This window comes from Hyphomicrobium sp. LHD-15 (assembly GCF_031157355.1).
GTDB lineage: Bacteria > Pseudomonadota > Alphaproteobacteria > Rhizobiales > Hyphomicrobiaceae > Hyphomicrobium_C.
In genome coordinates this window covers 179,789-205,896 of record NZ_JAVIFT010000005.1, presented here as the reverse complement: position 1 = coordinate 205,896, position 26,108 = coordinate 179,789, and the positions used below count along the sequence as shown (strand labels likewise).

The 26,108-nt window shown below is 63.2% G+C and carries 26 protein-coding genes and 1 tRNA gene; 14 read left to right on the top strand and 13 right to left on the bottom strand.

What is annotated here, in order from left to right; genetic code table 11:
- Nucleotides 1-26: 26 nt before the first annotated feature.
- The 3 genes from RCO24_RS15835 (at nt 27) to RCO24_RS15825 (ending at nt 2,404) form a co-directional block, all read left to right on the top strand.
- Nucleotides 27-440 (top strand): cytochrome c, encoded by a 414-nt coding sequence (locus tag RCO24_RS15835; RefSeq protein ID WP_308963474.1) that lies wholly within the window; start codon nt 27-29, stop codon nt 438-440.
- Between the two features lie 377 nt (nt 441-817).
- Nucleotides 818-1,327, top strand: a complete 510-nt coding sequence (locus RCO24_RS15830) for a sigma-70 family RNA polymerase sigma factor (protein WP_308963473.1) — start codon at nt 818-820, stop codon at nt 1,325-1,327.
- 126 nt (nt 1,328-1,453) lie between these two features.
- Entirely contained in the window at nt 1,454-2,404 is a 951-nt protein-coding gene (locus RCO24_RS15825) for a FecR domain-containing protein (protein ID WP_308963471.1), read from the top strand.
- 32 nt (nt 2,405-2,436) lie between these two features.
- Here RCO24_RS15825 and RCO24_RS15820 read toward each other — a convergent pair whose 3' ends face one another.
- A complete protein-coding gene (locus RCO24_RS15820; protein ID WP_308963470.1) occupies nt 2,437-3,024 on the bottom strand; it encodes an rRNA adenine N-6-methyltransferase family protein in 588 nt (195 codons plus the stop codon).
- Between the two features lie 476 nt (nt 3,025-3,500).
- On the opposite strand from RCO24_RS15820, the gene RCO24_RS15815 reads away from it, so the two are divergent.
- Complete coding sequence (locus RCO24_RS15815) at nt 3,501-4,286, top strand: DUF1236 domain-containing protein (RefSeq protein WP_308963469.1); 786 nt, start codon at nt 3,501-3,503, stop codon at nt 4,284-4,286.
- Between the two features lie 73 nt (nt 4,287-4,359).
- Here the strand turns inward: RCO24_RS15815 and RCO24_RS15810 are convergent, their stop codons facing one another.
- The 3 genes from RCO24_RS15810 to RCO24_RS15800 all read right to left on the bottom strand — a co-directional run bounded on the left by RCO24_RS15810 (nt 4,360) and on the right by RCO24_RS15800 (nt 6,782).
- Entirely contained in the window at nt 4,360-4,602 is a 243-nt protein-coding gene (locus RCO24_RS15810) for a hypothetical protein (protein WP_308963468.1), read from the bottom strand.
- A 340-nt stretch (nt 4,603-4,942) separates the two neighbouring features.
- Entirely contained in the window at nt 4,943-6,073 is a 1,131-nt protein-coding gene (solA, locus tag RCO24_RS15805; RefSeq protein WP_308963466.1) for an N-methyl-L-tryptophan oxidase, read from the bottom strand.
- A 91-nt stretch (nt 6,074-6,164) separates the two neighbouring features.
- Complete coding sequence (locus RCO24_RS15800; RefSeq protein ID WP_308963465.1) at nt 6,165-6,782, bottom strand: TetR/AcrR family transcriptional regulator; 618 nt, start codon at nt 6,780-6,782, stop codon at nt 6,165-6,167.
- 110 nt (nt 6,783-6,892) lie between these two features.
- On the opposite strand from RCO24_RS15800, the gene RCO24_RS15795 reads away from it, so the two are divergent.
- The 3 genes from RCO24_RS15795 (at nt 6,893) to RCO24_RS15785 (ending at nt 11,637) form a co-directional block, all read left to right on the top strand.
- Nucleotides 6,893-7,066 carry a hypothetical protein gene (locus RCO24_RS15795; RefSeq protein WP_308963464.1) on the top strand — a complete coding sequence of 58 codons (174 nt, stop codon included), beginning with the start codon at nt 6,893-6,895 and terminating at the stop codon, nt 7,064-7,066.
- 100 nt (nt 7,067-7,166) lie between these two features.
- Nucleotides 7,167-8,396: an efflux RND transporter periplasmic adaptor subunit gene (locus tag RCO24_RS15790; RefSeq protein ID WP_308963463.1), complete on the top strand. Its 1,230-nt coding sequence runs from the start codon at nt 7,167-7,169 to the stop codon at nt 8,394-8,396.
- 34 nt (nt 8,397-8,430) lie between these two features.
- Nucleotides 8,431-11,637, top strand: coding sequence for an efflux RND transporter permease subunit (locus RCO24_RS15785; RefSeq protein ID WP_308963462.1), 3,207 nt, complete (start codon nt 8,431-8,433; stop codon nt 11,635-11,637).
- A 49-nt stretch (nt 11,638-11,686) separates the two neighbouring features.
- Here the strand turns inward: RCO24_RS15785 and RCO24_RS15780 are convergent, their stop codons facing one another.
- From RCO24_RS15780 to RCO24_RS15755, 6 genes are all read right to left on the bottom strand, one after another.
- Entirely contained in the window at nt 11,687-12,493 is an 807-nt protein-coding gene (locus RCO24_RS15780) for an alpha/beta hydrolase (protein ID WP_308963461.1), read from the bottom strand.
- Nucleotides 12,494-12,558: 65 nt separating this feature from the next.
- Nucleotides 12,559-12,870 (bottom strand): hypothetical protein, encoded by a 312-nt coding sequence (locus tag RCO24_RS15775; RefSeq protein ID WP_308963460.1) that lies wholly within the window; start codon nt 12,868-12,870, stop codon nt 12,559-12,561.
- A gap of 143 nt (nt 12,871-13,013) precedes the next feature.
- On the bottom strand, nt 13,014-13,847 hold the full coding sequence (locus tag RCO24_RS15770; RefSeq protein WP_308963459.1) for a ferredoxin--NADP reductase: 834 nt from the start codon (nt 13,845-13,847) through the stop codon (nt 13,014-13,016).
- 236 nt (nt 13,848-14,083) lie between these two features.
- Nucleotides 14,084-14,713, bottom strand: a complete 630-nt coding sequence (locus RCO24_RS15765; RefSeq protein ID WP_308963457.1) for a Crp/Fnr family transcriptional regulator — start codon at nt 14,711-14,713, stop codon at nt 14,084-14,086.
- 323 nt (nt 14,714-15,036) lie between these two features.
- Nucleotides 15,037-15,624, bottom strand: a complete 588-nt coding sequence (locus tag RCO24_RS15760; RefSeq protein ID WP_308963456.1) for a 5-formyltetrahydrofolate cyclo-ligase — start codon at nt 15,622-15,624, stop codon at nt 15,037-15,039.
- A gap of 16 nt (nt 15,625-15,640) precedes the next feature.
- Entirely contained in the window at nt 15,641-16,090 is a 450-nt protein-coding gene (locus tag RCO24_RS15755) for a group III truncated hemoglobin (protein WP_308963455.1), read from the bottom strand.
- A gap of 104 nt (nt 16,091-16,194) precedes the next feature.
- Here RCO24_RS15755 and RCO24_RS15750 point away from each other — a divergent pair, with 104 nt between their 5' ends.
- From RCO24_RS15750 to RCO24_RS15730, 5 genes are all read left to right on the top strand, one after another.
- Nucleotides 16,195-16,632 carry an Rrf2 family transcriptional regulator gene (locus RCO24_RS15750; protein WP_308963454.1) on the top strand — a complete coding sequence of 146 codons (438 nt, stop codon included), beginning with the start codon at nt 16,195-16,197 and terminating at the stop codon, nt 16,630-16,632.
- Between the two features lie 25 nt (nt 16,633-16,657).
- Complete coding sequence (locus RCO24_RS15745; RefSeq protein ID WP_308963453.1) at nt 16,658-17,626, top strand: nitronate monooxygenase; 969 nt, start codon at nt 16,658-16,660, stop codon at nt 17,624-17,626.
- A gap of 125 nt (nt 17,627-17,751) precedes the next feature.
- Nucleotides 17,752-18,183 (top strand): NUDIX hydrolase, encoded by a 432-nt coding sequence (locus RCO24_RS15740; protein WP_308963452.1) that lies wholly within the window; start codon nt 17,752-17,754, stop codon nt 18,181-18,183.
- Between the two features lie 110 nt (nt 18,184-18,293).
- Entirely contained in the window at nt 18,294-19,820 is a 1,527-nt protein-coding gene (locus tag RCO24_RS15735; RefSeq protein WP_308963450.1) for an anion permease, read from the top strand.
- A 219-nt stretch (nt 19,821-20,039) separates the two neighbouring features.
- Nucleotides 20,040-22,355 carry an EAL domain-containing protein gene (locus RCO24_RS15730; protein WP_308963449.1) on the top strand — a complete coding sequence of 772 codons (2,316 nt, stop codon included), beginning with the start codon at nt 20,040-20,042 and terminating at the stop codon, nt 22,353-22,355.
- Nucleotides 22,356-22,399: 44 nt separating this feature from the next.
- On the opposite strand, the gene RCO24_RS15725 is transcribed toward RCO24_RS15730, so the two are convergent.
- Nucleotides 22,400-24,343 carry an alpha/beta fold hydrolase gene (locus tag RCO24_RS15725; protein ID WP_308963448.1) on the bottom strand — a complete coding sequence of 648 codons (1,944 nt, stop codon included), beginning with the start codon at nt 24,341-24,343 and terminating at the stop codon, nt 22,400-22,402.
- A 127-nt stretch (nt 24,344-24,470) separates the two neighbouring features.
- On the bottom strand, nt 24,471-24,908 hold the full coding sequence (locus RCO24_RS15720; protein ID WP_308963446.1) for a universal stress protein: 438 nt from the start codon (nt 24,906-24,908) through the stop codon (nt 24,471-24,473).
- 211 nt (nt 24,909-25,119) lie between these two features.
- On the opposite strand from RCO24_RS15720, the gene RCO24_RS15715 reads away from it, so the two are divergent.
- Together RCO24_RS15715 and RCO24_RS15710 are read left to right on the top strand one after the other, a co-directional pair.
- Nucleotides 25,120-25,383 carry an ABC transporter permease gene (locus RCO24_RS15715; protein ID WP_308963444.1) on the top strand — a complete coding sequence of 88 codons (264 nt, stop codon included), beginning with the start codon at nt 25,120-25,122 and terminating at the stop codon, nt 25,381-25,383.
- Between the two features lie 195 nt (nt 25,384-25,578).
- Nucleotides 25,579-25,653, top strand: a tRNA-Thr gene (locus tag RCO24_RS15710).
- 138 nt (nt 25,654-25,791) lie between these two features.
- On the opposite strand, the gene RCO24_RS15705 is transcribed toward RCO24_RS15710, so the two are convergent.
- Nucleotides 25,792-26,061, bottom strand: a complete 270-nt coding sequence (locus RCO24_RS15705; protein ID WP_308963442.1) for a hypothetical protein — start codon at nt 26,059-26,061, stop codon at nt 25,792-25,794.
- Nucleotides 26,062-26,108 lie beyond the last annotated feature (47 nt).

The window sequence follows — 26,108 nt, the reverse complement described above, 5'->3', positions numbered from 1 at the left end:
TCGACGTGAACGGATCAACGGTGACAATGAAGAAGCACGATCACAAACGAGGCGCGAAAGCGTTTGGAATGATGTTGGCGGCCGCTATCGCGTTCGGCTGCCTTCCCAGTTCTGTGCAGGCCGGTGGTGTGCCGCCGAGCGACAGTGGCCAGACTCCGGAGAGTTCGGAAAACCATGCCGGAACGGCGCCTTTCGATCTCTCAGATCCGAAACGGATCAAGACGGGCGAGGGCACCTTCAACGCCACGTGCGCTGCCTACTGCCATGGCCAGAACCCGACCCTCTTCGTCGATCGCACGGGGCTTAGCGAGGAGTACGTCTACAACACCATCCGGGATGGGGGAAAAGGCGCGACGCCGATGCCGCCCTGGGGAGACGTGTTCAGTCCTGAAGAGATCTGGGAGATTGTCGCGTATCTGAAGTCTCTGGGGAAATGGTAGGGCGGGTTCCTGCCCGATATCGAAACGGATTTTACGATCGCTGCGGGTCTCGGTTATCCGTCGCGATTTGCGTCGTGTCCGAGGCGCGTGCCGCGCGAGTTGCCAAATCGCAACGATTCTTTTCAAACCGGTCGCTCAGCCCGCGAAGGGACGTATACGGTTCAGCGTGTGCGAGGTTTAGCCAAAGCACAACGATTTCAAGGTTTAAGTGTACTCCTCAAGTACGGTTTTATGGTCGGCCGTCGCGCTCGTTTTGAATGGGTTTAAACTATTGGGTTTGCACATCAATTTTCGGACTGCTAGGACACGATCAGCCCCTGCGACCGGGTGAGACGGAGTGTGAGTTCCTCGGCGCATATGGGGACGGGGACCAGGGAATGACGACGCGTGCGTTCGAGTTGGCGGGTTTGTATGTGTCCGAACGAAGCCGGCTCGGGCGGCTGATCCACCGGATCGTCGGCAATCAAGCTACCGCCGAGGATCTCGTCCAAGACACCTTCATCAACGTTCTCGGTGCTGCGCAATCGCAGGCCATCCGCGATGAGAAAGCTTACCTGTCGCAGATCGCTCGCAATCTCGCGATCGATCATGTCCGCAAGCATCGTGCGTTCGTTCAGGCTTCCGAGGCCGATCTGTTCGCACTCGTCGATCCGGCGCCGTCTCCTGAAGCCGTCGCAGCCGACAGGCAGGCGCTTGCGATTACCCTCGCTGCGATCGCATCGTTGCCGCCCAGAACGCGCAAAGCGCTGGAAATGCATAGGCTTGGCGATCACACCTTGGTGCAGATCGGCAAAGCGCTCGGGATCTCGACCTCGCTGGCGGGGCGTCTGGTGCTCGAAGGGTACCGGATCGTTCGCGATCGCCTGCGGGAAGCCGGCGCGGGCTGAGCTCACCCCGGTCTGCCTCGCACCAGTGTGGAAATCAGCCCGATCCGTTCGTCATGACATATATGGCGCGTGCGCATCGCTCGTTCTATGGAGCGTCACCGCGAAACGGATTTGCTCGGGATAGAGATGGCGGCTGACAGAGAAGACCTCTGGAACGAAGCGATGGCGCTGCTCTTGCGGTGGCAGTCCGCGCCTGACGATGCCGAATTGCGCGAGGCCATCACGGCGTTCTCGGCGCAGAGCGACGAACACCGTGCGGCGTGGGACGACGCGAAACGTCTCTACCGCCTGACGGGCGAAGCGACGGGTGTGTCGGAGCACGAAAGCAAGCGCAAGAAAGCGCGCGACGTGACGCGGCGTAACATCCTGACTGGTGTCGGGGCCGTCACGGTCGGGGCCGGCCTGATCAAGGGGCCGGAGTTGTGGCGGCGCTGGCAGGCCGATGTGACGACGGAGATCGGTGCGATCGATGTCAGCCGGCTTCCGGATGGCAGCCGAATGACGCTCGGTCCCGACAGTGCCGTGCAGATCGCGTTTTCCTCGTCGCAAAGACTGGTGAGGCTCATCGAGGGAATGGTGCTGTTCGACGTCGCCGGGGGCGAGGGCCGTCCGTTCGTGGCGCAGACGGGCGGGCTTCAAGCCTTCGCGAACGCGGGGATGTCGTTCGAGGTTCGCCAGAACGGCGGGCGCAGCTTTGTGGGGTCGAGCTCCGGCAACGTCGCGGTCGAGAGCGACGAAGAGGCCAGCGCGCGGAAGCTCCTCGAGGGCGGTGACTGGATGGCGGTCGGACCGGATCGCGACGCGCGCCAGCAGGGCCACCGCCAGGCCGATCAGGTCGCCGCATGGCGCCAGCGTCTTCTCGTTGCCGATCAGGAGCGTATCGATACAGTCGTCGCGGAGATCGCGCGCTGGCAATCGGCGCGGGTCATCGTTGCCCAGCCGGGACTGGCGGCTTCGCGCGTCAGCGGGCTCTACGATCTCAGCGATCCGACGGCCGCGCTCGAAGCGGTGGTCAGTCCCTATGGCGGGCGCGTCCGCCAGATCACGCCGTGGCTCAGCGTGCTCAGCACGATCTAAAAGAAAGGGCGGCGCAGAAGAGGTCGTCTGTCTCAGGCGACTTCCTGGTTCGCCGCGCGTCGCGTGATGCGATAGACCGCTGCGGGCGGGACGTTCAGGATGATCCGATCCACCAACTTCGCCTCGAGACCAAGCCGGTCGAGAATCGCCGGGGGAACCGGGCAGCGCATGGAGTAGGTGAACTGATAGAAGGCGCCGTCCGGGCGCATATGGGTGAACGCGCCGCCGAGGATGGACATGATCTTCCGCATCGACATGCCGACGAGGGGAAGGCCGCTGACGACGGCGCCCGCCGGCTTAACGTCCTTGAAATGCCGGCTGCCGCTCAAGCGGGCGGCGTCCTGGCGGAGCACGCGAACGCCGGGATAGCGAAGCTGCAGCAAGGTTGCGAACTCGGAGCCGTACTCGACCAGCGTCAGATCCTCCGCCCGCACGCCGCGCTTCAGCAGCCGCTTCGTGAATGCGCCGGTGCCGGGGCCGAGCTCGATGACGGGGCCGGTCGCGGGGGTGATCTCCCGTGTGATCAGATCCGCGAGCGCTCCGCCCGAAGGCGCGATCGCGCCGACCCGAAGCGGTTCGGAAACCCACGAGCGTAGAAAGATCAGCACATCGTTCGACATATCGGCTCCAAATTGCACCGCACGGGGCACGCGCTGGATCGCACGCTCCGGTGCACCGCCGCAAAGCAGGGCTGACCGAAGTTAACTCCAGTCAGCCCCTGAGAGATATCCCACAAATGCGTTGCGGTCTGTATATCCAACGCCCGTTGCGGCGGTTTGGCAACGCCCCGGGGAGGCTGGGGGCCTCGATAAGGCGGCTTTGCAGCGCCGGCAAGCCGCGAGGCGGGTTGGTGACGTTGCCAAATCGCAACGAGCGCGCTGCGATTCGTGAGGTGCGAAGGGGGTTTCGTCCCGTTGCTAATGTTCGATCTGCTCGCGACACACAAGTCAGCAATTCCAAGGGGTAAGTGCCGCATATTGTCGAAGCGACGCGGCGTGATGTTCGCGGTTGTTGGAACGTCATGGGAACAATGTCGGGGGAACAATGCGTCCGTTGAGCGGTTTTCCATGGGGGTCGGCTTTCAAAGGAGATCCCAATGACAAGAAGAATCCTGCTTTGCACAACGGCTCTGTTCGTCGGTATTGCCGGGCCTAGCGCGTTCGCGCAAAGCGAGTGGGCCGGTCCGCATGAAGGCGCCGGCAAAATGCCGAGTGTCGAACGCGGCGGCGGCGAAGCCGGGCAAATGCCGCGAGGCGAGCGCGGTATGAGCGAAGAAGGAAGCGACGGTTCCAAGGGTGAGGCGAACCCGGAAAGCCGCAGCGATCGCGGTCAGCCCGAGAAGTCGCGCGAGGCGCAAGACAAGACCTCTCCAAAATCGAAGGCTGCCGGTGACACGGCGAAGTCCGAAGAAGGTCGGAGCGGCAAGGGACGCGATGCACAGGACAAGCAAGCCCAGGATAAAGCCACTCAGGACAAGACTGGTCAGGACAAGACTGGGGCGAAATCGAAAGGTTCGGACGACACCGCGAAGTCCGAGAGCAAATCTGATGCAGATCGTTCGGCGGCGTCAGGGCGCTCCGAGGGCACGGAGGGGCGCGGCGATCAGCCGGGCGGTAGCGTCACGCAGCTTTCCAGCGAGCAGCGGACGCAGGTGCAATCGTCGTTCCGCTCGCACAAGTCGGATGCGACCGTCAAAGACATCGACGTGCGGATCAATGTCGGTGTCGTGGTCCCACGAACCGTCGTTCTCTACGCCGTGCCTGCAGACGTCGTGGTGATCGTGCCGTCTTACCGCAGCTACAAGTATTTCATCGTCGACGATCAGGTGGTGATCGTTGATCCGGTGACGTATGCGATCATCGATGTGATCGTCCTCACCTAATAGAATGAGAAACAAGAAAACGGCCTCGCAAGCAAAACGCTTGCGAGGCCGTTCTTTGCGCGCTGTACGTCGTTTATGGCGCGGTTGCCGGAGGCGCCGGTGGCGGCGTGGCCGGTTCGCTCGTCCTTGTCGATGAGGTCGAGGTGTCTTGGGTCGTCGGTGTCATCGATCCGAAAATGGCGAACGCCAAGAGTGCCGCCGCCACAATGCCGATCACATAGGACCACACCGAGTGAGAGCGGGGATCGGTGCCGGTCGCATCACGCGGCGGGTTGCCATAATTGTCGCGCGTTTCGTCATGCTTGGTTAAGGCCATCTGCTTCCTCCTTCTCTTTTGAAGAGAACGGCTAAATGCAGTGCGAAGTTCCGCTTCATCTCAAAGGAGATTTTCCTGTCGATCCTCAAGGTCGTCCCGGCGTTGGCGCTCATCGACCGGCTCGTCAACCGGGTGCCGGTTCTCCGGCAGAGGGCCAACGGGATTGTTGGGCGTTTCCTCGGGCTTATCTCCGGGAAGCGTCGGGACGCGAGGCTTTCTCGGATCGCTTTTCATTGTTTGTCTCCCGCCATTGATTAACGCCGGCATCCGCAAAGGCGGCCGACATCTTTGAAACGTGGGGGAGCGTGCCGGGTTCCTGTTTGACGTTTCTGCCGTGCGATCAGAACCGCGAGAGGCTGAACGCCGAGAGATCGAAAGCAGGCGTGCGATCCATCGCCATGTCGGCCAGGATTTCACCGATCGCAGAGGAAAACTTGAAGCCGTGCCCCGAGCAGGGCGAGGCGACGATGATCGCGGGTGCGGACGGAAGCCGATCGAGGATGAAGTGCTCGTCGGGCGTGTTGGTGAACAGGCACGTTCGCAAGGCCAGCACGTCGCCGTCGGCATCTGGAAAGAAAGCGGCGAGGCCGCGGCGCAGGGCTGCTTCGTCGGCGGCGTTGGGCTCGCGCGAGAGCTGATCGGCCAGGCCTTTTTCGCCGAGATGATGATAGAGGCCGATCTTGAAGCCGGGCACGCCCCAGACCGGGAACTGATAGAAGTGCCCGAGATCGCTCTTGAGGTTCGAGACTGGGAACGTGCCCAAGCGAAAACGTTCGGGCTGCTTGGGGCGGAACCAGCCGAGCGTCTGGCGTTCGGGAACGGAGATGGACTTGAGGCCGGCGACGTGTTCGCCGATCCAAGCTCCGGTTGCGAGGACGAGCCGGCCGGCTTCGTAGGTGCCGCGGTCGGTTTTCACGCGCACGCCGCCGCCGCTAGGAAGCGGCTCGAAGCCGAGGATGGCTTCACGTCCGCGGAGCGTCGCGCCTGCGTCCATGGCGAGGCCTGCCGCCGCGACGATGGCGCGTTCCGAGGCAACGAAGCCGCCGTCCGGCTGGTGTACGCCGACAAAGCCATCGGGCAGGCGGTAGCCCGGATATCGTGCGTTGATGTCTGACGCTGTGAGCAGATCGTGAGACAGGTTGTGTTGGCGGCAGCTCGCGAGCGAGCCTTCAACCACAGGCGATCCTTCGAGGCCGATGTCGAGCGAGCCGGTGATGAAAAGCAGTTGCTCGCCCGCGAGCTGCTCGGTCTCGCGCCATAGCTCGTAAGCGCGGCGCAGGATCGGCACGTAAAGGGGATGCTCGAAATAGGCGAGGCGGATGATGCGATGGACGCCGTGCGAGGAGCCCATGCTGTTCGGAATGTCGTAGCGGTCGAGACCGAGTACGCGTAGGCCGCGGCGTGCGAGATGCCAGCAGGTCTGGGCGCCCATGGCGCCGACGCCGGCGACGATGACATCGAACGTGCTCAAGATCTGTGTTCCCGGCTGCTGTTGCCGTTCGTTCTTACGGCTCGCGCTCGCCGTCGACAATCATACTTGCGGGTGGGTCTCTGCCCTCGGCTTATGCCGAGGACGGCCAGGCCAGCAACGCCATGTCGGCGACGGCGAGGAGATCGGTCCGCGAGGCACCGCCTGCCGCCTGGACCGACATGCCCTGGGTGATCGTGACGACGAAACGCGCGAGGGCGGCGGGATCGACGGCCTTGCCGAGGTCGCCTTCCTGCTTTGCGCGTTCGAAGCGCTCGGCAAGGGCGGCCTCGCTCTTCGAGCGGCGGCTGCACAACTCTGCTTTGACCTGCTCGGCGGCCTCTCCGCACGAGAGCGCGCCCTGCACGGCGAGGCAGCCTCGCGGATTGCACGGGTCGGTCAGCGTCTCCGCAACGCCGCGCAGCAGCCGTTCGACGACGCGGCGCGCCGTCGGCTCGCTGAGCGCCTGGCGCTGAATGGCGCCGGGTCCGTGCTCGGCGTAGCGATCGAGCGCAAGTCGAAACAGCTCTTCCTTGTTGCCGAATGCTGCGTAGAGGCTCGGGCGACTGATGCCCATCGCGTCGGTGAGATCCGACAGGGAGGTGCCTTCGTAGCCCTTGCGCCAAAAGACGTGCAGCGCCTTGTCGAGCGCTTCCTCGGTGTCGAATTCGCGCGGACGGCCTTTGTGGGCAGCCGGTTTTTCTTGCTTCAAGTTGTCATTCTGCATTTTCATACCTATTGGTACAGAAATTCGTTGACAGCGTCCCGGCGCGTCCTATATCCGTACCACTCAGTACAAATATATGGCCCCCGGAGGCTCAAATGGCAAGCTCTTCCTTCCACGAAATCGACAATGCCGATGAGGATATCTCGATGGTGGCCGAGGCCGCAGAAGAGACTTCCGACTGCTGGCGCGCACCCTCGTCGGAGGAACGGCCGAGCGCCTCGCGCACGCGCTGGCGCCGGCCGGCGCTGGGGCTCGAAAACTTCTCCTAACCGTCCGCTCTGACATTTCCGCTTCAGGGCCTCCGTCACACCGCCGTTGGGCGCGGGGCGGTGGTCTGCGGCTTCGTGTGCCCTCAAAGGAACGATGATCATGACCCCAATTTCCAAGCGCTCGCTTCGCACTGTCCTGATGGCGACGGTTGCCGCCGGCGGCGTTCTTGTTGCTACACCCCGCGGCGGCTTGCATGCCGACAATAGCAGCGCTCCGCCCACTTCCAATGCGGTAGCTGTGTCGGTTGCTGTCGTTGAGCCGCGTCAAGCCGAGACCTGGGATGAGTTCTCGGGGCGGCTCGAGGCCATCGAGCGCGTCGACGTGCGCTCGCGCGTGGCCGGCGCCATCCAGAAAATCCACTTCCGCGAAGGGGCGCTGGTCAAGGCCGGTGACCTCCTGGTGACGATCGATCCGGCGCCGTACGCGGCAGAGGTGGATCGGCTCGACGCACAAGTGGCGGCGGCCGAGGCGCGCGTCGGTTTTACGAGCGGTGAGGTCGAGCGTGCAAAGCGGCTGGCGGGTACGCCCGCATTGTCGGAACGCGAACTCGATACGCGGACCAACACCTTCAAGGAGGCTGAAGCCAATCTGAGGGCCGCGAAGGCTGCGTTGCAGGCCGCCCGCCTCAACCTCGGCTATACCGAGGTTCGTGCGCCGGTTTCGGGCCGCGTCGGCCGTCGCGAATATACCGTCGGCAATCTCGTCGAAGCCGGCCCCGGCGCGCCGGTGCTGACAACGCTTGTTTCTGTCGATCCGATTTATGCGAGCTTCAACGCCGACGAGGGTGTCGTCTCTCGCGCGCTCGCGGTGCTTTCGCCGGAAGCCAACGCGGCGGCCGACGTGGGGCAACTGCCGGTCGAGATGGCGACGGCTGAACCCGCCGGTGAATGGACCGAGGGCCGTCTGCAGCTCATCGACAACCAGGTCGATGCGGCGAGCGGGACGGTTCGCGTGCGGGCGGTGTTCGATAACAAGAGCGGGCGGTTGATCGCCGGGCAGTTCGTGCGCGTGCGCATGGCGCAACCCCGGCAGGCGCCGGTTCTCGCCGTCAGCGAGCGCGCGATCGGCACGGACCAGGACAAGAAATTCGTGATGGTGGTCGGCGCCGACAACAAGGTTGCCTACCGCAAGGTCACGCTCGGACGAATGACGGGGCAGCTTCGCATCGTCACGAGCGGACTTACGGCAAACGAGCGCATCGTCGTCAGCGGCCTGCAGCGCGTGAAGCCCGGCGACGAGGTCGCCCCCGAGCCCGTCGCGATGGACGGGACCAGCCACTTCGACCATGCGCAGGCCTCTTCCGAGCCCGCGAAGATCGCGCAGCAATAGCGCTGCGCGACAACGAATTTGAATTGAGTCCGCCATGAACTTTTCGAAATTCTTCATCGATCGCCCGATCTTTGCGGGTGTGCTGTCGGTCCTGATCTTCCTGGCGGGCCTGTTGGCGCTGCGGGTAATGCCGATCTCCGAATATCCGGAGGTGGCGCCGCCGTCAGTCGTCGTTCGTGCGCAGTATCCGGGGGCCAATCCGAAGGTCATCGCGGAGACCGTCGCGACGCCGATCGAGGAGCAGATCAACGGCGTCGAGAACATGCTCTACATGTCGAGCCAGGCGACCACCGACGGCCTGATGACGCTGACGGTCACGTTCCGGCTCGGGACCGACGTCGACAAGGCGCAGCAGCTGGTACAGAACCGTGTTTCGCAGGCGGAGCCGCGGCTGCCGGAGGAAGTGCGCCGTCTCGGCATCACGACGATCAAGAGCGCGCCCGACCTGACGATGGTTGTGCATCTGCTGTCGCCGAACGACCGCTACGACATGACGTATCTGCGCAACTATGCGGTGCTGAACGTCAAGGACCGGCTCGCGCGCATCGACGGCGTCGGGCAGGTGCAGCTGTTCGGTTCGGGCGACTATGCGATGCGCGTGTGGCTCGATCCGAAGAAGGCGGCCGAGGTTGGGCTTTCCGCGTCTGACATCGTCAACGAGATCCGCGCGCAGAACGTGCAGGCGGCGGTTGGCGTCGTTGGAGCTTCGCCCGGCCTGTCAGGGGTCGACCTGCAACTTTCCGTCAATGCGCAGGGGCGCCTTCAGAGCGAAGAGGAATTCGGCGATATCGTCGTGAAGTCCGGCGCCAACGGGCAGATCACGCGGCTGCGCGATGTGGCCCGTATCGAGCTTGGTGCGGCGGAGTATGCGCTGCGCTCGCTGCTCGACAATAAATCCGCGGTCGCGATTCCGATCTTCCAGGCGCCGGGCTCGAACGCGATCCAGATCTCCGACAACGTCCGCGCGACGATGGCTGAGCTCAAGGCCAACATGCCGGAGGGTGTGGACTACAAGATCGTTTACGATCCGACGCAGTTCGTGCGGGCGTCCATCGAGGCCGTCGTGCACACGCTGCTCGAGGCGGTGGCGCTGGTCGTGCTGGTCGTCATCCTGTTCCTGCAGACGTGGCGTGCCTCGATCATTCCGCTGGTCGCGGTTCCGGTGTCGATCATCGGCACGTTCGCGGTGATGCACGTGTTCGGGTTCTCGATCAACGCGCTGACGCTGTTCGGCCTGGTGCTCGCAATCGGCATCGTGGTCGACGATGCGATCGTGGTGGTTGAGAACGTCGAGCGCAACATTGAGGCGGGTCTCAGCCCGCGTGATGCGACGTATCGCGCCATGCGGGAGGTGACGGGACCGATCATCGCCATTGCACTGGTGCTGATTGCCGTGTTCGTGCCGCTCGCGTTCATCAGCGGTTTGACCGGGCAGTTCTACAAGCAGTTCGCGCTGACGATTGCCATCTCGACGGTGATCTCGGCCATCAATTCGCTCACGCTTTCTCCGGCGCTGGCGGCGCTTCTGCTCACGGGACACGACGCGCCTAAGGATTGGCTGACGCGGGGGATGGATCGTGTGCTCGGTGGGTTTTTCCGTGGTTTCAACCTCGTCTTTCGCCGGGGCTCGGAGGCCTACGGCGGGGGTGTGCGCAGCATGCTCTCGCGCAAGGCGCTGGCGTTCGGCGTCTATCTCGTGCTGATCGGCGTGACGGTCGGGCTGTTCAAGTCGGTTCCCGGCGGCTTCGTGCCTGGCCAGGACAAGCAGTATCTCGTCGGCTTCGCGCAGCTTCCGGATGGCGCGACGCTCGATCGCACCGAAGAGGTCATCCGCCGCATGGGCGAGATCGCCTTGGCGGAGCCGGGTGTCGAGAGTGCCGTCGCGTTTCCGGGTCTCTCGATCAACGGGTTCACCAACAGCTCCAACGCGGGCATCGTGTTCGCGACGCTCAAGCCGTTTGCCGAGCGCAGGTCGCCGGAGCTTTCGGGCGGGGCCATCGCGCAGTCGCTCAACAAGAAATACGGCGGCATTCGAGAAGCCTTCATTGCCATGTTCCCGCCGCCGCCGGTGCAGGGGCTCGGCACGATCGGCGGTTTCAAGCTGCAGATCGAGGATCGGGGCGGGCTCGGCTATGACGCGCTCGACGAAGCGACGCGCGGCTTCCTGGCGGGTGCTGCGAAGGCGCCGGAGATAGCAGGCCTTTTCTCCTCTTACCAAGTGAACACGCCGCAACTCTATGCCGAGATCGACCGTACGAAGGCGCGCCAGCTCGGGGTCGCGGTCACGGACGTATTCGAGACCATGCAGATCTATCTCGGCTCGCTCTACGTCAACGACTTCAACAAGTTCGGGCGCACCTACTCGGTGCGCGTGCAGGCCGATGCGCCGTTCCGGTCGCGGGCGGACGACATCGGCCAGCTCAAGGTGCGCTCGAAGTCCGGCGAGATGATCCAGCTTTCGGCGCTGCTCAACGTCAAGCAAGTCGCGGGGCCGGAGCGGGCGATGCGCTACAACGGCTTCCTGACCGCCGACGTCAATGGTGGCGCGGCGCCGGGCTTTTCGTCCGGCCAGGCGCAGGATGCCATCGCGCGGGTTGCGGCGGAGACCTTGCCGAAGGGCATCGGCTACGAGTGGACGGAACTGACCTACCAGGAGATCCTGGCGGGCAATTCGGCGATGCTGGTGTTTCCGCTTTCGATCTTCCTGGTGTTCCTGGTGCTCGCCGCGCAGTACGAAAGCCTGGTGCTGCCGCTCTCGATCATCATGATCGTACCGATGGGGATTCTGGCCGCGATCTTCGGCGTGTATCTGACGGGTGGCGACAACAACGTGTTCACGCAGATCGGCCTGATCGTGCTGGTCGGGCTTTCGGCCAAGAACGCGATCCTGATCGTGGAGTTCGCGCGCGAGCTGGAATTCGCCGGGCGGACGCCGCTCGAGGCTGCGGTCGAGGCGAGCCGGCTGCGCTTGCGCCCGATCCTGATGACGTCGCTCGCCTTCATCATGGGCGTGGTGCCGCTGGTCACGTCGACTGGCGCGGGCGCGGAGATGCGCCAGGCGATGGGCGTCGCGGTGTTCTCCGGCATGATCGGCGTGACGTTCTTCGGCATCTTTTTGACGCCGGTGTTCTACGTGATGCTGCGCACACTTTCAGGAAAGCCGCTTCGGCACACGGGCGGTCCCACGGCGCTCGGAGAGGATTTGCCGCATCCGGCGCATGCGCACGCGGACGTGCACTGAGGCGTGAGGTCAAGCCGGACCGATGAAGGGTTGTCTGCCGGATATAAATTCAATGCGGCAGACGTCCCTCGGTTTTGGCAAGCCAGGCGAGCAGGCAATCGGCGGAGATCTGCCAATCGGGATCGAGCATCAAAGTGTGCGAGAGGCCGGGAAGCAATTGGGCGGATGTGCCGTACCACGTGGCCGTCGTCCAGAGGTCTTCCCTGCGGATGAAGCGATCCTCGGTGCCGCCCATGACGAGCATCGGCGGGGCGAGCCATGGCATCGGTGCAAACGGCCGCATACCCTGCAGCTCGAAGCCGACGAGCGGGCTCTCCTGGCCGCCGCGCGCGGCGAAGGCGGCGAACGTGGCCTTGTCGATGCGGTTCGAGAACAGACCGTCGCGCAGGATCTCGAAATCCACCTGGCTGAGGCCGGACGTGAACATCGTCGAGAGCTCGCGCCAGAGAGTTGGGCGCTGCCACATCATGGCAAGGTTCGCGGCCATCAGGCCGTTGGGCGGAACGGATGCCATCAAGACGGCGCCCGCAAAACCTGCGCCGGAGCTGATCGCGCTCTGTACCACGGCGCCGCCCATGGAGTGGCCGACCGCGATCACAGGCCGCCCGATGGCTGATGCGGCTTCCAACAGATCGCTGGTGTAGTCACTCAGCGTCAGCGCGCCGAGGCGGTCGGCGCCGCAGCTCTTGCCATGCCCGCTGAGGCTCACGGCGTGGACGTTGTAACCGGCCTCGGCCAGATAGGGCATGAAAGTCTTTTCCCAGACCCACGCGCCGACGAAGATGCCGTGTACGAGAAGGATATCGACGTCCCTCGGCCTGCCGCGACCGGGTGCGTGGAGAACTTCGAGGGACATGCCGCTCCTGGGAAAAATTCCTATCGGCTAGCTTCCCGTGATCGGGCGCTGGGTTGCAACCGGCATCAGGTCGCAGGCTTTTGACGGCGCGCGAGGCCAAGCGTCGCTCGCAGCATCGCGTCGGTTTCCTTGCGGCTTGCGATTTTCTTCGGCAGCGTATGGCGAGCTGGCGTGAATTCGGGTTCTTCGCAGAGATCGGCGAGGGCTGCCACGCGTTCCCAGTTGATCCGGGAGCGTTCGGCATCCATCGCGAGAAGCATCGTCGCGGTGATCAGGATTGCGTTGTCCGTAAGCTGCCATGTCGCCCGATCCTCAACCGTTTGCGAGGGATCGCGGGGATCGTAGCAGAGAAAAGCGCCGATGTTGTCCGAGTGCATGTGTACGCAAACATCCTAGCACTACCAAATCGTAGCGAGGATATAGCGCTCTGTGGCTGACAGCTGGCTGACAGGGCGGCCGGCATCGCCGCCCTGGATGGGGGATCGATTGGTCGGTTTGGGCGGCGTTCGTTCTTCGGCGCTCAGCGCTCGACGAAGGCTTTCTCGATGACGAAGTCGCCCGGCGTGCCGCTGTTGCCTTCCTTGAAGCCGCGCGCAATCAGCATCTGGGTGAGATCCACCAGCATACCGGGATTGCCGCAGATCATGACGCGGTCGGTTTCGAGGTCGAGAGGCGGCAGGGCGAGATCGCGGAACAGCGTTTCCGAGGTGATCAGATCCGTCAGACGGCCTTGATGGCGATAGGCTTCCTGGGTGACGGTATCGTAGTAGCGCAGTTTTTCTGCGGCGAGTTCGCCCAGGAGCTCGTGCTGCTTCACATCAGCGACGACGTCGGCGGCGTATTTCAACTCAGCCACCGTACGGCAGCCTTCGGCGGCGATCACGGTTTCATAATTCTCGTAGGCCTCGGGGTCGCGCAGAACGCTGGCGAATGGGGCAAAGCCGGTGCCGGTGCCGAGCAGGAGCAGGCGCTTGCCGGGGCGCAGGTTGCCGAGCAGAAGTGTGCCGGTCGGTTTCGGGCCGACAAGCAATTCGTCGCCGGGCTTGATGTGCTGAAGACGGGACGTCAACGGGCCGTCCGGTACCTTGATCGAGAAGAACTCGAGGTGGTCGTCGTAGACGGCGCTGGCGATGCTGTAGGCGCGCAGCAGCGGGCGCGTTTCGGTCATCAACCCGATCATCGTGAACTGGCCGCTCTGGAAGCGGAACGACGGGGTGCGGGTGGTTTTGAAGCTGAACAGGTGGTCGGTGTAGTGGGCCACGTCCAGCACCCGTTCGACGAACAGGTTTCCGGTGCTCCGGGCCGCGGGGGCGGGCGTTTCGCGCACGGCTTCGTTCTGGGTGTCATCCAGCATCGGGCGGTGGTTCCCTCTTGTCTCGTCGTTCGCCTGTCGCGCGCTCGGGTCTTGCTTTTGCGAAGGCCTAGACTTCTGGCCCTTCCGGGTATCTTGATTTTTTAAATCATGAAATTAACCGGGACCATAGAGTGATGTACCCTTATCGGGCAACCCGCTTGATAGGGGTCAAAAAGATCCGCCCGTGCGGTCATCAGCCGCGCGGGCGGGGATATGTTTCAAGGGTGGCAATTATCTTAGGCGGCGTTCGCCAATTTCTGCAGCGCCGCGGCGTCGATAATGCGGAGACCCGTCGGGGTTTCTTTGACGGCGCCATGCTTTTTGAGGTTCAAAAGCGCGGCTCCGAGTTTGTCGATGCTCAAATCCAACTTCTCCGCAACGAAACCGGCGGTGATGTCGTCGGAAATCAGGTTGCTATCGCGTCCCTCGGGGCCGTTCAGGCTCGAAAGCGCAAGCAGAAAGTTTGCGACGCGAGCCGAAGCCGGCGGCTCCTTGGCCGCGAGGGCCTGATCGCGCAGGTGATCGAATTCGCGTTCGACAGCGGCCGACAAGCGGAACGACAGACGATCGTCATTGTCCATGGCCTCTTCGAACTCTTCATTCGAAACAAGGCTCACGACGGTGTCGACCATTGCCTGGGCGGTGCTCACGTGACGGCGCAGATGGCCGAGACCGATGATGTCGCCCGGAAATGCGAATTCGATTACGTCGTGACGGCCGTCGGCCCAGAGCATGTAATGGCAGATGGCGCCACGCTCGACGCGATAAAGGGCGCGGTCGTCACCGGCCTGAAACAGAATTTCGCTGGTTTTTACGGTCTGCAGCACGACGCCGGAGCCAAGAACGGCGGGATTCAAATTCCCCATTCCGTTGCTCGACGGCTCAAAAGTTCCAGACCGACAGACGCTCTCCATAACGCTTTACTCCCGTACGCACGGTGCATGTAGTTCGGCGACTTGTCATAATCAAGTCATAATTCGCTTTCGTACCAATTAGTAAGGGTACCGGGCTCAGGTTAAATCTTTGATCAAGTCCGTCTGTTCCCTAGGAAACTCCGATTTTGAACCGTGCGACGTTTTTGATCAGCATACGCGGTGTCAACAGGAGGTTTCGCGTGTGTTTCTTGAGCAATATTAACCAGATTATGTCCGTGGGCGCACATTGTTTTTAGATCGTGCGGCCACAAAAATTACTTGGCACTACCTACAATACGACTTTCGGTGACGATTAGTTTCATCGCGAGATCGTGTTTTTGAGGCGCGAAGTCCGTCAATTCGCTCTCGTCAAACCCAATTCCGATGGCGAGCGGCCTCGGATTGCGGGCGGCGAGGGTGCGGTCGAAGTAGCCGCCGCCGTAGCCGAGTCGCCAGCATCCGCAGAACCCCACGAGGGGGGCGATGACGATTTCAGGGGCAATGAACTGCTTTTCCGCCGGCTCGGGGATGTTCCAGACGCCCGGGCGCAGGGGGGCGCCGGGTTGCCAGACGCAATAGTCGAGCGGTTGCTTAGGGGCCGTGATGACAGGAAGGGCAAGCGCAATCCCACGTTCCGCGCTCAAATGACGGGCCCACTCAAGAAGGTCGATCTCGCGCTTGATCGGCCAGTAGAGGCCGAGTGTCGCGACGGGGAGGTCACCAAGCGCCGTGTCGAGGTTGGCGATGACGCGCGCCGACAGAGCGCGCCGCGTCGCCGAGGGCAGCGCATTGCGCGCTTCCAGCAATCTCCGGCGCTGCTCGCGGCGCCATCCCTTCCAGTCGTCTGGTTGCGGGGCGCTCATGCCATGAAACGCTACGTCAGGCGTCTGCGGGGGTGGAGGCAAACTTGGCGGGCGTGAAGCCGGGGCCTTCGCCGCGATGCAGGCTGATGCCGAGGTGGAGGGATTCGGCGATCCGCTCGGCCCGGTCGATGAAGAGTGCGGCGGCGGGCTCGGGGCAGACGTTCTTTGCGGTCGCGCGGAAGAGAGCCAGCCAACGCTCGAAATGTTCGATGGAGATGTCGGGGATGGCGATGTGCACCGGCATCGGGCGGCCTTTGAAACGTCCGGTCATCAGCGCGACCGACGACCAGAACGCGCAAAGCTTTTCGAGGTGGGCGTCCCAATCCTCAATACGGGCTCCGAAGATCGGCCCCAGCAGAGGATCGCGCCGCACCTCGGCATAGAAGCTGTGCACGAGGTCGTGGATCATGGCCTCGGTGATGCCGACCGCGAGACCGGGAGCCTTCGGATGGGGCGTGTGCTGCATGGCTGAGAACACTCTCGACCTATCTTTTAAGATATATTTAGAATACATCTTATGTCGGCTGGAGCCAAGCGTGGCTCAATGTGGCATTTCGGCGGGCGGTTTCGATGCGGCTGACCACACATTCGGACTATTCGCTGCGCGTGCTGATGTATCTCGGCGCAAAGCCAGATCGGCTCGCCACGATCGAGGAGATCGCTCGCGCCTACGGCATCTCGGAAAACCATTTGATGAAGGTCGTGCACCGGCTGGCGCAGCACGGCTTCGTCGAGACGGTTCGCGGGCGTGGCGGCGGGCTGAGGCTCAAGGGCGATGCGGAGAGCATCCGGCTCGGAGCTGTGGTGCGCGCGATGGAGGAGGATTTTCGGCTCGTCGAATGTTTCGGCAGCGACGATCTCTGCCGTATCACCGACGTGTGCCGGCTGAAGCGCGTGCTCAACCAGGCGCTCGGCGCATTCCTATCCTCGCTCGACGGTTGGACGCTCGCCGATCTCGTCGCGAAGCCGAAGGCGCTCGCGGACGCGCTGGCGATCGACGCGGGTTGAATGTTCTAGCGGAGGCGTTTGCGACATGGCTCTTTCGACACGGCTTACCGAGCGACTTTCGCTTTCCCATCCGATCATTTCCGCGCCGATGGCATTCGCTGCGGGTGGGCGCCTGGCGTCCGCGGTTTCGGCAGCCGGCGGGCTCGGGCTCATCGGTGGCGGCTACGGCGATGCGGCCTGGCTCGAAGAGCAACTTGGTCTCGTCGAAGCCGGGCAGTTCGGATGCGGGTTCATCACCTGGTCGCTTCTGCGGCAGCCTGCTCTCTTGGATCTCGTGCTGGCGCACAGACCGAAAGCCATTTTCCTGTCGTTCGGGGATCCGGCGCCATTGGTTTCGCGCGTGAAAGATGCGGGGGCGGCGCTGATCACGCAGGTCCAGACGTTACGCGATGCGGAGCACGCCCTCGATTGCGGCGCCGACGTCGTGGTGGCGCAGGGGTCGGAAGCGGGTGGGCACGGCGAGAAGCGGGCGACGCTGACATTGGTGCCTGAGGTTGCCGACCTGATCGCGCGGCGCTCTCCGCAGACGCTCTTGTGCGCGGCGGGCGGTATCGCCGATGGGCGGGGTCTTGCGGCGGCGCTGATGCTCGGCGCCGACGGCGTCTTGGTCGGATCGCGGTTGTGGGCTTCCGCCGAGGCCAACGTCGGCCCCAGGATGCACGCGGCCGCGCTTGCCGCTAACGGCGACGATACGATCCGCACGCAGGTGATGGATTTGGCACGCCGCCTCGACTGGCCCAGCCGGTACACGGCCCGCGTGCTCAACAACGCCTATACGGCGCGCTGGCATGGGCGCGAGCAGGAGCTGATCGCGGTGGCCGAAGAGGAGGCCCAGAAATATCGCAAGGCCTGGGCCGACGGCGATCCGGAGGGGAGCAACACGTTCGTCGGAGAGGCCGTCGGGCTGATCGACGGCATTGTCCCGGCGGGTGATCTCGTGCGCGGTATGGTCAGCGAGGCCGAGGCGTGTCTTAAACGTTTCGCTTCCGTCTAATCGCCCGTTCTGCGGCCCGTGGGCAGCGAAAGGCCTTTTTCCCAACTGTCAAAGCGAGTAACGAGCGGCGGTCAGCGCCTGCTGTCGTAACGTCGTTGCGTGATTCGCGGTTTGGGAGATGCGCAATGGAGCCTCTCAAGCAATTCGCCGTGCTGCCCTTCGTCGAGGGCCCGGAGGGTTGGCTCGTGTTGCTCGTCTCCAGTCGGGGCACGGGGCGCTGGGTGATTCCGAAGGGCTGGCCGAAAACGAAGCTCACGGGCCGTGAGCTCGCCGCGCTCGAGGCCTTCGAGGAGGCGGGTGTCGGCGGCGACGTCGGGGCGGAGCCGATCGGCTCGTTCGACTATACGAAACGCCTGCATTTCCTGGCATGGGCGCGATGCCGGGTTGTGGTCTATCCGATGAAAGTCACTCACCAGTTCGTGCATTGGCCGGAGCAGCGTAGCCGGCGGCAGACCTGGGTTGGGCCCGAGCAGGCGGCCGATCTCGTGCGGGAGCGGGGCCTGGCGCAAATCCTACTGCGGCTCGGGCAACTCGTCGGTCCGCCCGGCGGGGGGTAGGCCGGTCACGCGCGGATCTGCCGGCCTCCATGCAGAATGGAGGCATAAGTCGTGCGTTGGGTTTGTTTTTTTGCGTTGTCTCGCTTAAGACCCCGAGAGGGGGATAGGCGATGACGTTGCAGAACGTGCCGAGGGCCGCCGACAAGCCCGAGCGGCTGCGTAAATCGACCCTCGACAAAGATCTCGGAAAAATCGACCGCATGGAGGAGGCGACGCGCTCCGCCACGCGCGGCCTTGTTGCGCCCGGGATCGCCCTGCTTTTTCTAACCTTGGCAGGATGCCTCGCCGCCTATCACATCGGCTTCGGGGGCAAGGCAACGCTGATCGTCGCCGCGGCGGTGATCGGCGGGTACATGGCGCTGACGATCGGCGCCAACGACGTCGCAAACAATGTGAGCCCTGCGGTCGGTGCGCGCGCGCTGACGATGACGGGCGCGCTCATCATCGCTGCCATCTGCGAAAGCGCGGGTGCGCTGCTCGCGGGTGGCGACGTGGTCGAGACGATCTCGAAGGGGCTGGTCAATCCGGCCGAGGTTTCCGATCCGCAAACCTTCGTCTGGCTGATGCTGTCGGCGTTGCTGTCGTCGGCGCTCTGCGTCCATCTGGCAACGTTTCTCGGCGCGCCGATCTCGACGACGCATGCCATCGTCGGCGCCGTGCTCGGAGCGGCGCTCGCCGCCATCGGCCCGCAGCCGATCGATTGGGGGGTGCTCGGCACCATCGCGGCGAGCTGGGTGATCTCGCCACTGCTCGGCGGCGTCGTTGCGGCGCTGTTTCTGGCCTTCATCAAGGTGATGATCATCTACCGCGACGACAAGATCGCGGCGGCGCGACGCTGGGTGCCGGTGCTGATTGCGGTGATGGCGGCGGCATTCGCCGGCTATCTGCTGGTCAAAGGGCTCGGACATATCTGGGCGCCCGGCCCGCAATGGGTTCTTGGCATATCGGTTGCGGCAGGCATTCTCGTCTACGCTGGCGTCGATCCGATGATCCGGCGGCAATCGGAAGGTCTCGAGAACCGGAGGCAATCGCTCAAGCCGCTGTTCCGCCTGCCGCTGATTTTCTCGGCCGCCCTGCTGTCGTTTGCGCACGGGGCCAACGACGTCGCCAATGCCGTCGGGCCGGTCGCGGCGATCCTGCACAGCCTCGATGGGGTTCCGGTCGGCGGCAGCGTTTCGCTTCCGTCGTGGGTGATGATGATCGGCGCTTTTGGGATCAGTCTCGGCCTTCTGCTGTTCGGGCCGCGCCTCGTCCGCCTCGTCGGCGACCAGATTACGAAAATGAACCCGATGCGGGCCTATTGCGTGGCGCTTTCGGCGGCGCTGACGGTTATCGTCGCGTCCGCGCTCGGCTTGCCGGTGAGTTCGACGCATATCGCCGTCGGGGCTATTTTCGGCGTCGGCTTTTTCCGCGAGTACTGGACGGTTCGCTATCGCAGGCGGCGCCACTTCGAGCGCGGGTACAGGGTCCACCAGGTGCCGCGCTATCTCACGGCCATCGATCAGGACGTGTTGCGCAGGCGCAAGCTCGTGCGCAGGTCGCATTTCGCGACCATCGTGGCCGCCTGGATCATCACGGTGCCGGCTGCGGCCTCCCTCGCCGCGTTGATGTATACAGTGATCAATTTCATCGTTTGAAGACGCATTTTAGCCTGGCTGGGGCACTTTTTGCGGTGCAGTGCGCATTTTTTATACAGCGTATAAAATCGCATACTTTCAACGCGAAACCTCGAAAATCGCAATGCAGCATAAGGGCTTCGCAATTGCGCTGTCGGCAATTTTAATCTGCCGCAAACGGTATTTTGAGAGGCTGCTGATGTTCTGTTCTCGGATTTGTTTTCTCGCCGGTTCTTTGAAATGTGGATTGCCAGTGCCTCTCACGTTCGTCAGAGCCTGACCGCGTTTGCGGATCAGTTGCGTTTTGGCATTCCCATTTTGGTCATCGGTCTGGCTGCCCTCCTTGCCGTAACGCTCGCGCTCGCGCTGACCGAAGGCCTCACCTGGGTGACGGCGGTGATTGCCGCGAACGCCGTCGCTTCAATCGCAATCGCCGTGATCGCGATCGTCATCGCGGAAGGCGAGAAGATTTCGGCAGACCGATCCGAGGACGCGGTTCGCTCCTACTCGGAGATGCTCTGTACGCACTTCCTGGTGTCGAAGTCCGACACGCAGGGCCGCTTCTACGAGGCAAACGACAATCTGCTTCGCCGTATGGGATATACGCTCGACGAGCTTCGCGAGCAGCCGATGGGCGCGCTTTGCTCCGGCGTGTACAGCCCGGACTATCTCGCCGAGATGTGGGGCACCGTAAACTCCGGGAAGACGTGGTCCGGTGAATTCTGTGATCGGGCGAAAAATGGATCGCTGGTCTGGATCAAGGCCATCGTCATTCCGTGGAAGGGGAAAAGCGGGGAGCTGGAAAGCATCACGACGATCGGCGTCGACGTGACCGAGCAACGAAGCGCCGAGCTCGAGCTCAAGCGCGCGCACGCCCGCCTCGAAGCCTTCGTCAAACACGCGCCGGCTTCCGTTGCGATGTTCGATACCGAAATGCGCTACGTGGCCCATACCGAGCGCTGGCTGCAGGACTACGGGCTCGAGCAGTCGTCGCTCGTCGGCCTCAATCACTATGACGTGTTTCCGGAAGTGCCCGCGCGGTGGCGCGCCAAACATGCCCGCATTCTCGCGGGCGCGCCCGCGGAGCGGAGCGAAGAGGAACGTTTCGTCCGGGCGGACGGCTCAGAGAACATCATCCGGTGGGAGGTGCGCCACTGGTCCACGCCGGACGGCGTGGTCGGCGGCATGATGATGCTGACCGAGGAAATTTCCGAGCGTAAGAAACTGCAGGACAAGCTCTGGCGGCTGGCGAAGCTCGACTCTCTGACAGAGCTTCCGAACCGGCGATTGTTCAACGAAACGCTGCGCGAGGCCATCGCTTCGAAAAGCATGAACGAGAATGCGATGGGCGTTGCGCTGATCGATCTCGACCACTTCAAGGAGATCAACGATACGCTCGGGCACGATGCCGGCGATGAGCTCCTGAAGATCATTGCCACCCGACTGAAGGGTGCGCTCGGCGGCAGCGACGTGATCGCTCGGCTCGGCGGCGACGAGTTTGCGGTGCTTGTTCTCGGGCGCCAGCACGAGGCGGAGATCTATGCGGCGCTTGCCGCGATCGAAAGAGAATTCGAAGATCCGATCCATTTGTCGGGGACGCTCAGATCCTGCTCGGCCAGCATCGGGGTGACGATATTCCCCCGCGACGCGACGGAGCCGGGCGACTTGCTCAAGAACGCCGATCTTGCGCTCTATCGCGCGAAGAGCCTCGGGCGTGGCCGTACGGAGCGCTTCTCGGCCCACCTCAGGGCCGAACTCGACCGGCGCGTGGAGCTTCAGAAGGATGTTCTCGATGCGCTGACGCGCAACGAGTTCGTGACCTACTATCAGCCGATCGTACCCAAGGATCTGGCCGCGCCGCCGTCGTTCGAGGCGCTGCTGCGCTGGCGCCATCCAACGCAAGGGCTGCTGACGCCAAACAGCTTCGAGGAAATCTTCGAGGACCCGAAGGTCGCGCTTGCGATCGGAAACCGCGTCGCGGATCTCGTGCTCCGGCAGATCGCGAGCTGGGAGAGACAGGGACTCGAATTCGGACGGGTCGCCTTCAATGTGACGTCAGCGGATTTTGCATTCGGATGCTTCGCTCGCCGGCTCAAGGCAAAGCTCGAAATGTTCAATGTGCAGCCTAACCGGCTCTGCATCGAGGTCACGGAACGCGTGTTCCTGGGCAGCGGTGCGGTGCATGTCAGCGAAGCGCTGGAGCAGCTTCACAAGCTCGATGTCGAGATCGCCCTCGACGATTTCGGCACGGGCTATGCGTCGCTCTCGCATATCAAGGCCTATCCGATCGATCGCTTGAAGATCGATAGGTCGTTCGTCAAAGACATGCAGACGAACAAGGACAGCCTGTCGATCGTGCAGGCTATCGCGCAGCTCGGCCGGAGCCTCGATCTGCACATCACGGCCGAAGGTGTCGAGAACAAGGAGCAGGCGCTGCTGCTCTCAAGCATGGGCTGTGGCAGCCTTCAAGGGCACTATTTCGCGAAGCCACTGACTGAAAAGGACGTTCCAAGCTTTCTCGCGGCGAAACGGCCGTTCGGATCGCTGGTGGCGTGATCGGCATGCAGCCGGCGCGGGGCGATTGAGGCTATCCCAGGCTTTCAGCGTTGGAAAACATAGGTGCCGGGAGCCGGGGGCAGATCCTCCCTGGCGCCGGCGCCGCCCAGATGCGGCGGGGCCGTCATGCGTCCCGAGGATTTCTTGCGCAGCCAGTCGGTCCAGGCCGGCCACCACGATCCGGACTGGCGCGGCGTTTCGGCGAGCCAGCGATCGGGGTCGATATAGGTGTCGGTTGCGGCGCGGGTTGCAATCCGGAACTGGCGTTTCGAATTGGCCGGCGGGGAAACGACGCCCGCATTGTGGCCGCCGGTGGTCAGCGCGAAAGTGATCTCGGTGTCGGTGAAGAGGTTGATCTTGTACACGCTGCGCCATGGCGCGACGTGGTCGGTCTCGGTGCCGACCACGAACAGCGGCGCGCGGATGTCTGTCAGCGCGATGGGCTTGCCGTCGACATGGTAGTGCCCGCCGGTCAGTTCGTTGTCGAGATAGAGGCGGCGCAGGTATTCGCCGTGCATGCGGGCGGGCATGCGGGTCGCGTCGGCGTTCCACGCCATGAGGTCGGAGGAGGGCATGCGCTTGCCCATCATATAGTCGCGCACGACGCGCGACCAGATGAGATCGTTCGAGCGCAACAGCTGGAAGGTGCCGGCCATCTGGAAAGCCGAGAGAACGCCCTGCTCGTACATCACGTCTTCCAGGAACGAGACCTGGCTTTCGTTGATGAAGAGCGTGAGCTCGCCGGCATCGATGAAATCCATCTGAGCGGCAAACAGGCTCAGGCTCTTGAAGCGCTCCTTGCGGCCGTCCGCGATTTCGCCGGCGAGAGCGGCGGCGGTGATGGACAATAGCGTGCCGCCGAGGCAGTAGCCGACCGCGTGCACCTGGGTGCCGGGCACGATGTGCTCGACGACATCGAGTGCCGAGAGAATTCCTAGCTTGCGGTACGCATCCATGCCGAGATCGCGCTCTTCGGCGGTTGGATTCTTCCACGAGACCATGAAGACCGTGAAGCCCTCGTCGCGCAGGTATTTGACGAGGGAATTTTCCTGCGACAGATCGAGAATGTAATATTTCATGATCCAGGCCGGCACGATCAGCACCGGCTCGGCATGGACCTTCTCGGTGGTTGGCTCGTACTGGATCAGCTCGATCAGGTCGTTGCGATAGACGACCTTGCCGGGTGTGGCGGCGACGTTCTCGCCAACCTTGAAGCGTTCGGTGCCAACCGGCGGCTGGCCGGTCCAGCTGCGGTCGAGGTCTTCGGCGAGGTTGGACAATCCTTCGACGAGGTTGGTGCCCATTTTCGTGACCGTTTCGCCCAAGACGACGGGATTGGTCGCGATGAAGTTGCTGGGTGCGGTCATGTCGAGAAGCTGGCGGGCGACGAAATTCGCAACGCGCGTGTGCTGGCGTGTCATGCCGTGAATGTTCTTGGTCGCGCTGTCCCACCAGCTCTCCTGAAGCAGGAAGGCGTCGCGGAAGAAGCTGAATGGCCACGTGTTCCATTCGGGCGCGCCGAAGCGCTTGTCGGCGGCTTTCGGCTTGTTTTCGGCGGAAGCTTCGTGCGGGAGCGCGGAGAGGAAAGTCTGGCGCATCAGGTGTGCGGACTTGAGGAGCGCTTCCTGGGCCAGCTCGGCCTGCTTTCCGGGCGAGGCGGCAAGATGGATCAGCCAGTCGAAGTAGACTTCCGCAAGCGCGGAGGGGGCGAGGCCGAACGTCAGCCGCGAGACAAGGAAGTTCAGGCTGCGGTCGAGGGATCGGCCGCATTGGGGCGAGAACAGAGCAGGCTCGCCAAGCATCGGGTGTGCGGGCCAAAGAGGCGACTGAGAGAAAAGCGATTGGAAGGGCGAGGATGCTGCTTTCACTTCGGCCGACATGTCAGGCCGGCTCTCGCGTCCGGACGGTGCAGCCCAGGAAGCTTGTGCTTCACCCGCGGAAGCCGATGCGGGAGCCGTCTTGCGGAGCGCCGAGCCGGAATTCGTCATGGGTCTCGCCTCGTTGCCGATCTCATTCCTCGCCGCCATTCATGCTCGAAATCATGAATATTGACTGTGCGGCATCGGTTGGATTGCTCGCATCCCGCGGGGATGCTTCCACCAGCAGCAGGCCGGTTCACCGGCAAACCAGCACGGGAATCGCGCTGTGGGTCAGAACCTTGATGGCCTGGCTGCCGAGCAGGAAGCGCATCAGTCCGCGCCGTCCGTGAGAGGACATCACGATCAAGTCGCAACCCCGCTGGGTCGCCGTCTCGACGATGCCTTCGGCCGGGAACTGGTCTTTGACGTGGAGCGTCGTGCAGGCGACATCAAGGGCCTTGGCCTGGGTCTCGACCGCGGACAGGATCTGGGCTGCGTTGGCGGCAACACTCTCGTCGTATTCCTTGATCGGGAAAGCCATCGCGATCTCGCCGGGTGCGACTGCCACCCACGGCTCGGTGACGTTGATCACCGTAACTTTTGCGCCGCTGCACTTCGCCAGCTCGAGTCCTTCGGTGACGGCCTTCTGCGCGAGTTCCGAGCCGTCGGTTCCGATCAAGATGTGTTTAAACATATTTGCAAGGCCTCCTCATTTCCGGGGCTTTCGCCGTTGGCGGCATGGCGGCATGATAGCCGCTCCGGCGGAGGCCGATGGTTGACTTCAATCAACGGGCCCGCCCGCCGGTTCCCGCATGGCGCATCGAGAAGGGCTTGTCGGGCTTGCGTAAAATCGAGTGAGCCCGATGCAGGTCGGGGCATGGTAGCGGCTCGATTTCGAAGTCTCAATGTCGGCCAATGCGGCGCGCGGTGCGCTGTCAAAGGACCGCTTGGCGCTCGGCATCACGCTCGCGAAATCGATGCCTCAATTCGGGGTGGCGACAATTTCATTCTTCGTCGTCATGAACCTGTTGTCGGGCGGGGTGATGCCGCTCGAAGGGATGCCCAAGGCGCTTCAGGTCACCATGCAGGCGGCGCCGTCCACTCAGTTCACGGCGTGCTTCCAGTCGGTGCTGTTCCGGGGAAGCGAGATCGTGACTGCGGCAGACTGACAAGGCTTGCGGAAGAAGCGCATTTTTTACCGCCGCAACGGTTGCTCTCGCTTCGCGGCTCGGGTAGATGATCACGGCGCGGCTGTGCCGATCAGTGTGGCCGCGCCCATTCCGCACCCATCAATGGGAGGATACGGCGCTTCGGCGGGCTCAACATCCCGTCAACCCGTTGATCTTAAGCGGATATTTTCATTGGCTGTCGTAGCTCAGTGGTAGAGCACTCCCTTGGTAAGGGAGAGGTCGCAAGTTCAATCCTCGCCGGCAGCACCATTTCCCCCGTATCGCCCCTGTTTCGAATCTCGCCTTAACCGTCCCAGGCTTGCGCAAAAGAAAAAGCCGGAGCGTGGAGAGGCGCCCCGGCTTGGATGCTCCCGGCGCACGTGCCGGGCCTGGATCTATCGATCCGGATTAGTTGGCGGCGAGCTTCTTCTCGACAACCGACTTGGAGACTTCGCCGGCCGAGACGAGGGCGCCGATGCAACCCTTGGAAAGCTGCGGGCCGTGAGCGCGCATGCACTTGCGAACGCCGGGGCTGTCGGGGGTGTGCTGGCTGCAGTAGGCGTAATAATCCTTTGCGCAGGCAAGCTTTACGCCGAGGCTGACGGCACCGGCCTGGCTCGAAACAACGAGCGCGCCGAGGGCAACTGCACTTGCGAGGATGGTCGTGATCGGGGTCATGGCTCTCTCCATCGTGCTTGAAGCGTCTGTGACGCCGGGGTTGATGA